The sequence below is a fragment of the Candidatus Obscuribacterales bacterium genome (genome assembly GCA_036703605.1).
Classification (GTDB): Bacteria; Cyanobacteriota; Cyanobacteriia; order RECH01; family RECH01; genus RECH01.
In genome coordinates this window covers 1-8,423 of sequence record DATNRH010000868.1, presented here as the reverse complement: position 1 = coordinate 8,423, position 8,423 = coordinate 1, and the positions used below count along the sequence as shown (strand labels likewise).

The window sequence follows — 8,423 nt, the reverse complement described above, 5'->3', positions numbered from 1 at the left end:
TGGCCTCCTAGTTACCGCTATTTACAACAGCAGAGGGTGAATCATGATTCAAGCCATTGCCTATTCCCTAGACTTTGTTCAAGACGAAGCTCGCCAATTAGTCTATACCGGCGTCATCAGCCGCCAACAGCCCATTTACGTGCTCTGTCGCTATATTCCAGCTCGGGAGTGGGCCTGGATTGAAGACGAACTAGAGCGCAGTGGGTTTTTGCTGCGCGATCGCATTGGCGACTTGCTGGGTCGCGAAGAGTGGGATAACGATTAAAATTCTCCGCCTGTACAACCCGTATAGCTAGTACAACCAACCCATATCTCAGCCACCTATCAGGTTTTCAGGCTTGCTTGCATTCATGGCACCTAGGGCGATCGGGCATTGTCACCCGATCGCCTTTGTCCTCTCAGGGGTTAAGTTAGGACGCACAGCCCCTGAGCAGATGGTGTCATGACTCGCGTACTTAGGTATTGGCGGGGCGATCGCCGTCGGTTTGCTCCAGCTCTTGACGAATCTGGATGATCTCTTGGGTGAGGTCGGCGAGGTCAGTCTGAATATCTAGGGGAATGGTGGGCTCGTTGGCGCGATCGCCGGTCGAGCCTGGGGCAGACGATCCATAGGAGCTGCTAGAGGGAGGGCTCATCACCGTTTCCACAAAGCGCCGGGCTTCTTGTTCCGTTTGCGCGCCTTTAACAGCCCATTCTTCGGTGAGCTGATTCAGATCGCCCCGCTGAATTCTAGAGAAGGTTTCACCGTACTGTTGGGGATGCTGTAGGGCTTCTACAAGGGCAGCCGTTGCGCCAAGGGTGACGCGAAATCCTTGTTGAATGGTTTGGGATGCGGTGTCTAAGTTCATAGGAATGGTTGAGAATGATTGGGAACGATGGGATGGCTTAACGTTCAAGGGGCAGGCTACGGTGACCCGTTGAGGCCTACGTGCATTCTAACGGCGATCGCTGGCTAGACTTGCTCTAAATATTGATTCAGATCTTCGAGGATGCGCGTCAGCTCTGCTTCTGTGCTGAGACGGATGCGCTCATCCCGAATGGTGATCAGGACTTTGGCCGCAAAGGGACTGGGCCAAATGTTGGGGTTGCAGAAGATTTCTAGAAAGACGTCGCCGGTATGCTGATATTCAATCGGTTTCTGTGGCTTAGGCTTTTGCCCCGGTTTACTGCCTTCTAGGGCGATCGCCTTAAGCTGGTTGATCAGGTCGTTGAGGGCCTTGTGCAGGTCGCGGGCTGCTTCTGGGGAAAAGCTAAAGGCTACGGAGCCGTCGCCCAGGTTAAGCCGAAGAGGAATAGATGCCATGGCAAGATCAGTCTTTCAAAAAGAATAGGATGGACAAACTCATGGAGCCTGCTGGGTTCAATATCTTGGTTCGAGATATCGAACTGTCGGGGCTTCGTCAGGCTGTGGGTTTAGCGAGAGGGTACACCCCACCAAGCAAGGGCATAGGGTTGGACGGGCTCGTTGGCTTGATTGCGGTAGACAACGCGAAGCTTGTAACGCCCCGTGGCTGGAATCTGATAGAAAATATGCTCGGTGCTGTCTACGGCGCTCACGGATGACCAAATGCGATCGCTTGTATCTGTTGCATCAGCAGGCATCAAGTACAAGTCCAGGTCATTGAGTCCCCCGTCGATAAACGTTTCGTCTATATCAAAAAGCTCATTGCCATTGCGATCGCTGAGGGTTACCTGGCGATTCCAGGCGAGGGTCACCGATAGATAGCTGTTGGCCGCTAGGGGCGTACTGAAGACGTAGTCTCGATACGCTGGCGCATCGTTCGTCAACCCCACCTGATCATAATCCCACCCGATTGCCGCAATGGGATCAGATGCTTTCCATTGTCCGCCGCTAAATTGTTGATAGGCCCGAAATGCGTTGAGATGTCCTGTTCCCAGTTCCGCATCAAGGGGAATGGCTGGGTTGGTGTAGGCATCAGACTCTAGCCAGTTGCGATTACGCTGGTCAATAATGGTGCGCCGCATTCCTAGATGTAGTCCATCGCCCTCATCCTCAATCTTGTCGGCAGAGTTGAGTAAAATCACCTTGCTGACTTCTGACTGACGAGAGTCTAGGCTCCAATTGGGGGCTTGGTTCCGCAGTTGGCGATCGCCAAATTCTTGAATCAGCGCCACGGTGGCAGTCACGTGGGGGGCGGCAAAGCTGGTGCCGGTGCTGCGAGTCGTGGTGCCATCAGGGTTAAACATTTCAATGCCGGTGCCCGGTGCCACTAGCGTAATGGAGCGGCGGGCTCCCACATTACTCTCCAGCTCGGGCAGTCGTCCAATGACCACCTCGGGTTCACTGCCTAGGTTGGAGACATCGACTTTGATAAATTCCCCATCAATCTGCCGAGAATTGGATACGTTCATGCCGTTGAAATTATCCGTGGGAATGGGAATGCCACCCCGACCTTGGTTGCCAGCAATCACATACAGCACATTATGGATATTGGCAGACCAATCAATACATTGAGTGAGTAACGCATTACCGTCGAGCCGTGCATCTGGACGCGGATCGCGCAGCAGGGACTCGCCAAAGCTAAAGTTAATGGCTCGGACATCATTGCCATTTTGTAGTGCCACGGTTTGAGAGGCAAGGCATTCCACCGGTTGGCCATTCCCCGGCATAAAGCCAGCAGCAGCAGAATAGAGCCGGGCTCCTGGAGCTACTCCTGTCAGCGACTTGTCGGTGCTGATCATGACACTGGCAACGTTGGAGGCATGGCCGTCCACATAGTCATTGGCACTGGCGGGCTCGTCTTGAAAAAAGACTTGACTCAGCCGCACGGCAAAATTTTCGGGAGCCGTTTTGTCTAGGCCAAACATGGGAGGACGCCCAATTTCAACTTGCCCAATACTGATTTTTGCGCCGGTAATATTGTAGGGATCATCATGCAAGCGCCGGGCATCAATGCCGTCTTCTCCCACGGAGGTGATTAAGGCTAACGCTGGAATACCAATTAAGGATGTAGCGAGGCCGCCGAGGAACCAGAGGGTTCGCTGGGCGATGTGTGCTTGAGCCATGGACTGTCATACTCCGCCAAATTGCTGAATTCTCATGGGAAAGATAGGGTTCGGGGATCAATCCTATTCAAGGCGTGGGACTCACTTTGCTACACTAAGGTCAAGACACCGGAAAGCAGGAGAGACCTATGAGCCACGCCCAAACCGCTAAGCAAACTGTAATTGCTCCATCCATCCTATCAGCAGATTTTAGCCGCCTTGGCGAAGAAATTCAGGCGGTTGATCAAGCTGGAGCCGATTGGATCCATGTGGATGTGATGGACGGTCGGTTTGTGCCCAACATCACTATTGGTCCCCTGATTGTAGAAGCGATTCGCCCGGTGACCCAAAAGCCGCTCGATGTCCATTTGATGATCGTTGAACCTGAGAAGTATGTGGCAGATTTTGCCAAAGCTGGAGCAGACATCATCTCCGTCCATGCTGAACACAACGCTTCTCCTCACCTGCACCGTACCCTTGGGCAAATCAAGGAACTAGGCAAGCAAGCTGGGGTGGTTCTGAATCCTGGTACGCCGCTAGAGCTGATTGATTATGTGCTAGAACTCTGCGATTTGGTGCTGATCATGAGCGTGAACCCTGGGTTTGGTGGACAAAGCTTTATTCCCGGTGTGTTGCCGAAAATCCGTCAGTTGCGTCAAATGTGCGATGAGCGCGGTCTCGATCCTTGGATTGAAGTAGACGGTGGTTTGAAGGCCAACAATACCTGGCAGGTGCTGGAAGCTGGTGCCAATGCTGTAGTAGCGGGTTCTGCTGTGTTTAAGGCTCCTAGCTATGCCGAAGCCATTGAAGGGATTCGCAATAGCAAGCGCTCTGAGCCAGAATTGGCTAAGGTCTAAACGCTGGTTCTATGCTGCTGTAGTGAGGGCACTGCCTCTCAACCAGTCTGTGGGCCACAGATGGAGTTGAATACATGACACAACAACGGGCGATCGCTTCTAAGCGATCGCCCGTTTGTCATAACGTGTCGTAACTATAGGTACCGCATAGACACTGCTACGCCTGAGATCTTCACTCCTGGGGCGATCGCCCGGCTTGCAGGCCCGTTGGTGTCCACTGAATTGCCCCATCTCGTCCGCTGAGAACATAGGAGCGATCGCCTTGCTCAAACCAATCCGCCACCGGGGGTTCTAAGGCGTTGCCGGGAGCGATCGCTACCTGCGGTTGGATCTGTTCTAGCAGTTCTGGGCTGGAGAGGGTGCCGCTCCACGCCAGCACCTCAACTTGGCTGGGCAGTGAGACGGCTGAGAGTTGGGGATTATCTGAGGCGTTCAGCAGCAGCCAGGTGTGCCCTTCTAGGGTGAGAGTGGCGATCGCTCCGTTGGCTTGGATGTGGAGATCGGCGACGCCTAATTGGGCATTGCTGGATAAGGTCTGGGCGGTGATTTTCTGTTGGCTGAGTAGAGGGGTGATTAAGGATGGTAAGTCTGCATCCGTGGTTTGGCTGAAGGATCGAACCGGCATGGCTTGCAGGAGCCGATACCACCCGGATTGCGATGAGGGCGGTTGGAGAGCGATCGCCCAGTCGAGATGATTGACGCCCTGTTGTCGCAGAAAGGGTAGCAGGCTGTATTGCACATCAGAGTCACTGCCGCTGTTGATTAAACCGGTCTGCCCGCGATACTGCCATACCACCACGGGCTCGCGGCTAGGGAGTAGGGTGATCTGAAATTGCGTGGTTCGGGCATAGGTAGCGGGAGCAATCACCAGGGCGATCGCCACTAGGCCAGCTAGCCACCAGGATTTTCGCCAAGGCGCGATCGCCCATACCAAGATAAACAGGCTGTAGATGCCTATGACTTGCCACACGCTGACTTGACCGATGGCATAGTTGTGTCCAGGCAGGCGGTTGAAGGCTGCCACGCTATGGATCAAAGCTTCAACGGGCCAAGACAGCAGCCCAACGATATAGCCTCCTACCGCAGGGCTGACCAGGGCGATCGCTCCGGTGATCATGCCGCCCAGGCTGGCTGCCCACACCAAAGGCGTCAACAGAATATTAGCTGCAATGCTGTACAGGGGCATGACGCCGAAGCTATAAAGCTGCACCGGGATCGTCCAGATCAGGGCAGAAATGGGGATGGCGATCGCATTGGCAGGATTCGGAGGCAGCCAGTCCAGCCGTTTGGTCATGGGTTTCACGGTCACCACCAGGCCCAGGGTGGCCAAAAAGCTGAGCTGAAAACCGAGATCCCAGATCCACATAGGGTTGATCAGCAGCAGCAGGGTGGCGGCGGTCAGGAGCGATCGCAGAGAGTTGACCTGCCGTTGATGCACCATCCCCAATAGCGCCGCTAGACCCATGAAACTAGCGCGTAAAACCGAGGCATGGAAGCCGGTTAACCCCACGTAAAGGGTGAGAATGGTGGCAGCGATCGCCAGTTGTCGCCGGGGCGCAAAGCCTTGGCTTAAGGTCAACACCAGGCCCAACAGCAGGGAAACATGAAACCCAGAGGCTGCCAAGGTGTGGGCCATACCGGCCTGAGCAAACTGCTCGTAGAGATCGTAGGGCAAGTCCACCGCCCGCCGTCCCAACACCATGCTGCTCACTAACAGGCCGCCCCGCCCCAGTCGCTCGACCTGGGCACGAATCATCCGCTGCCGAACGGTCTGCAGGGTTTGTTGACCATAGGTGAATCCGAACTGGAGGGCAGAAATGGAGTGGCGACGCTGGGGTAAGACCTCTACGGTACGTCCCCGGAGGCCAGCAAAGCTGCCTTGGCGGGCTAGGTAGGCCTGGAAGTCAAAGCCGCCCCGGATCTGTGCTGACTGCGGTTGGTATAGATTGCCCGCGATCGCCACCTCTTGCCCCAGGGTTAAGCCTGTGCCCTGTAGGAGCGGTACGGTGACATAGAGTTTGCCCGTTTGCTCCAGGGAGGGTTCATCGTTGCGCTGGGCTTCTAGCACCTGCAGCCAAAAGCGTACGGACTGGCTGCGGGTCATACGGGGTTCATCGGCAATTCTTCCCCAAACCTGCACCGCCTGTTGAGGATGGTCGGCAGTCACCCAATGGCTAATATCGGCGGTTTGTGGCGTCGGTATCCGCCAATGAAAATACCCAAACCCCAGTAGGGCAATAAGTCCTGCACAGGCCCAGACTTGTACGCGGGGCCCCGTTCGCCACCAGCGGGGTAAGAGCGCCACCGCGGCCAAACTTAGGACGAGAATGGCGATCGCCCCCCTGGGCACCCCCAGCCATGATCCAGCTATCCCACTCAAAAGCAGTCCGACCAAATAGGCCAGACATAAGACAACACTGTTTCGCATAGTTCCCTAATCAATGCACCCGTCGCTGCTGTCCAACAGGTCTGCGCGCGACGGGTGGTCTTGACTAGGGAAGCGAGAGGAAATCTCGTCTAGCTCTAGATCCTGTCTAGATGGACAGCCCCAGCTTGAGCCCCAGCGCGGCGTGCAGAACCATGATGCAAAGTGCAGCACTGCCTAAATAGGCATGGGCCGATCGCAGCCCAGGTTTATTCTTCCCAAAGCCCGTGGCAGCGATCGCACCATTGGTCACCAAGAGCAAAATCACCACTGATCCCGTCCAAAAGTGAGGGCTTTCGAGAATCGGCTGCTGCTGCATCACCAGGGATAAAATGCCGCCGGTGTAGCCCAGGATGATAAACAGCGTCATCAAGGGAGCAATCTTGGCATGGCCATCCAGGCTTTTGACTTTTTCTTCCCCATCCTCCAGCGATCGCCCCCGCCAGCCGGAGAGACCCACAGCGCTACCCATAGCAACCACCACAATGCCCATCATCAAGGGGTGTCCCCAATGCACAATCGGCTCTGGGGTGCCAAAGCTGCGAAACCAAGCCGCGATCGGCTCTAGTAGTTGACTCAAACTCTCTGACATCGTGTGTTCCTCGTTGGATTCGGCAGTCTTAACGGTTCGTTACCGATTATTCTACCGATCTCCACTGATGGGGGGCTAAATCATGGCTAGCTTGTTGATAGGAGGGCGATCGCTGCTTGATTAGGGCGTGATTAAGATGGGGCGATCGCTGGCTGAGCTGCCTCGGTCAGCAACGGAAATCCCATCGCCTCTCGCTGCTTTAGATAAAGATGGGCAACCTTCCTGGCTAAGGTGCGCACGCGGGCAATGTAGCGTGTACGCTCGGTGACGGAAATCACCCCTCGGGCATCCAGCAAGTTGAAGGTGTGGGAGCATTTCAAAACTTGGTCGTAGGCTGGCAATACCAGGCCCTGCTCCATCAGCCTTTCTGCTTCCTGTTCGTAAATGCCAAACAGGGTAAACAGGGTCTTGGGATCCGACGCTTCAAAGTTATAGGTAGAGCTTTCTATTTCTGCCTGCAAAAACACATCGCCGTAGGTGACTTGGTCATTCCACTGGATGTTGAAGATGGCATCCACGTTTTGTAAGTACATGGTCAGCCGCTCTAGCCCGTAGGTGATTTCAATAGACACCGGCCGGCAGTCAAGTCCCCCGCACTGCTGGAAATAGGTGAACTGGGTGACTTCCATGCCATCCAGCCATACTTCCCAGCCAACGCCCCACGCGCCCACGGCCGCATCTTCCCAGTTGTCTTCCACAAAGCGAATGTCGTGGTCTTCCGGTTTAATGCCTAGGGCTTTCAACGAGTCTAGGTACACATCCTGAATATTGTCTGGAGATGGCTTGATCAACACCTGGTACTGGTAATAGTGCTGAACCCGATTAGGATTCTCGCCATAGCGACCGTCGGATGGCCGACGGCAGGGCTCCACATAGGCCACGGCCCAAGGTTCTGGGCCAATCGCTCTTAAAAATGTATGGGGACTCTTGGTGCCCGCGCCCTTTTCTGTATCGTAGGGCTGCACGATTAAACAGCCGCGATCGCCCCAAAATTGATTCAGCGTTGCAATAACTGTCTGAAAGTTCACGAGCCTCTATCCTCAATCTCTGATCTACCACGCCCCATTCTCCCCTACTCCTCAAGCAATCCCAATCCCTAGGTGCCAAAATTCCTGACCCAAACCATAGATCAGGACATAGAAGAGCCCGTTGGCAGGTAGGCTCTCCTGTCTCGCACCTATGGAGGCAACTTGGTGAAAAAAAGATTTGAGATTTTTTGATTAAGGGTGGAAGAGTTTAACCTCTTCCACCATAAGGGTTTCAGCGTCTGTATAACAGGAAATAACAGGAGGCGATCGCAGCTTTTTTCCAAGAAAAATGGCATGTTTTTCCATGAAAACCTTGCCTCTAGAGCCTGAAACGTTTTCTGGGCAAGGCTTTTGGATGATCTGTCTAAATAAAGGCAGGGGTGTTGACAGACCCGGCTGGGTTGGATATATTGGTTAAGCGCCTGAGGGAAGGGCAACGAAAGCCGCCCGGACTGAGGGAGACCGAACCGATAAAACGAAATAGTTTGAAAGCCAGAATAGCACATAAAGTGAAC

8 protein-coding genes are annotated in these 8,423 nt (G+C 54.5%); 2 read left to right on the top strand and 6 right to left on the bottom strand.

The features are described from left to right. Window positions 1-43: 43 nt before the first annotated feature. Complete coding sequence (locus tag V6D20_17950) at window positions 44-265, top strand: DUF4327 family protein (protein ID HEY9817666.1); 222 nt, start codon at window positions 44-46, stop codon at window positions 263-265. A 190-nt stretch (window positions 266-455) separates the two neighbouring features. Here the strand turns inward: V6D20_17950 and V6D20_17945 are convergent, their stop codons facing one another. The 3 genes from V6D20_17945 to V6D20_17935 form a co-directional block, all read right to left on the bottom strand. Then, complete coding sequence (locus V6D20_17945) at window positions 456-848, bottom strand: hypothetical protein (protein HEY9817665.1); 393 nt, start codon at window positions 846-848, stop codon at window positions 456-458. Window positions 849-952: 104 nt separating this feature from the next. Continuing rightward, window positions 953-1,303: a hypothetical protein gene (locus V6D20_17940; GenBank protein ID HEY9817664.1), complete on the bottom strand. Its 351-nt coding sequence runs from the start codon at window positions 1,301-1,303 to the stop codon at window positions 953-955. Window positions 1,304-1,413: 110 nt separating this feature from the next. Then, window positions 1,414-3,027 (bottom strand): S8 family serine peptidase, encoded by a 1,614-nt coding sequence (locus tag V6D20_17935; protein HEY9817663.1) that lies wholly within the window; start codon window positions 3,025-3,027, stop codon window positions 1,414-1,416. 128 nt (window positions 3,028-3,155) lie between these two features. Here V6D20_17935 and rpe point away from each other — a divergent pair, with 128 nt between their 5' ends. Beyond that, on the top strand, window positions 3,156-3,863 hold the full coding sequence (rpe, locus tag V6D20_17930; protein HEY9817662.1) for a ribulose-phosphate 3-epimerase: 708 nt from the start codon (window positions 3,156-3,158) through the stop codon (window positions 3,861-3,863). 172 nt (window positions 3,864-4,035) lie between these two features. On the opposite strand, the gene V6D20_17925 is transcribed toward rpe, so the two are convergent. The 3 genes from V6D20_17925 to glyQ all read right to left on the bottom strand — a co-directional run bounded on the left by V6D20_17925 (window position 4,036) and on the right by glyQ (window position 7,908). Next, on the bottom strand, window positions 4,036-6,291 hold the full coding sequence (locus V6D20_17925) for a ComEC/Rec2 family competence protein (GenBank protein ID HEY9817661.1): 2,256 nt from the start codon (window positions 6,289-6,291) through the stop codon (window positions 4,036-4,038). Between the two features lie 106 nt (window positions 6,292-6,397). Then, the gene (locus V6D20_17920) at window positions 6,398-6,880 is read right to left on the bottom strand and encodes a DUF4079 domain-containing protein (GenBank protein ID HEY9817660.1); all 483 of its coding nucleotides are present in this window, start codon (window positions 6,878-6,880) and stop codon (window positions 6,398-6,400) included. A 131-nt stretch (window positions 6,881-7,011) separates the two neighbouring features. Next, the gene (gene glyQ, locus V6D20_17915; GenBank protein HEY9817659.1) at window positions 7,012-7,908 is read right to left on the bottom strand and encodes a glycine--tRNA ligase subunit alpha; all 897 of its coding nucleotides are present in this window, start codon (window positions 7,906-7,908) and stop codon (window positions 7,012-7,014) included. Window positions 7,909-8,423 lie beyond the last annotated feature (515 nt).

What these genes read in the sequence shown, in the direction of transcription:
- V6D20_17950 (HEY9817666.1), top strand. Translation starts at nt 44, where the DNA reads ATGATTCAAGCCATTGCCTATTCCCTAGACTTTGTTCAAGACGAAGCT.
- V6D20_17945 (HEY9817665.1), bottom strand. Translation starts at nt 848, where the DNA reads ATGAACTTAGACACCGCATCCCAAACCATTCAACAAGGATTTCGCGTC.
- V6D20_17940 (HEY9817664.1), bottom strand. Translation starts at nt 1,303, where the DNA reads ATGGCATCTATTCCTCTTCGGCTTAACCTGGGCGACGGCTCCGTAGCC.
- V6D20_17935 (HEY9817663.1), bottom strand. Translation starts at nt 3,027, where the DNA reads ATGGCTCAAGCACACATCGCCCAGCGAACCCTCTGGTTCCTCGGCGGC.
- rpe (HEY9817662.1), top strand. Translation starts at nt 3,156, where the DNA reads ATGAGCCACGCCCAAACCGCTAAGCAAACTGTAATTGCTCCATCCATC.
- V6D20_17925 (HEY9817661.1), bottom strand. Translation starts at nt 6,291, where the DNA reads ATGCGAAACAGTGTTGTCTTATGTCTGGCCTATTTGGTCGGACTGCTT.
- V6D20_17920 (HEY9817660.1), bottom strand. Translation starts at nt 6,880, where the DNA reads ATGTCAGAGAGTTTGAGTCAACTACTAGAGCCGATCGCGGCTTGGTTT.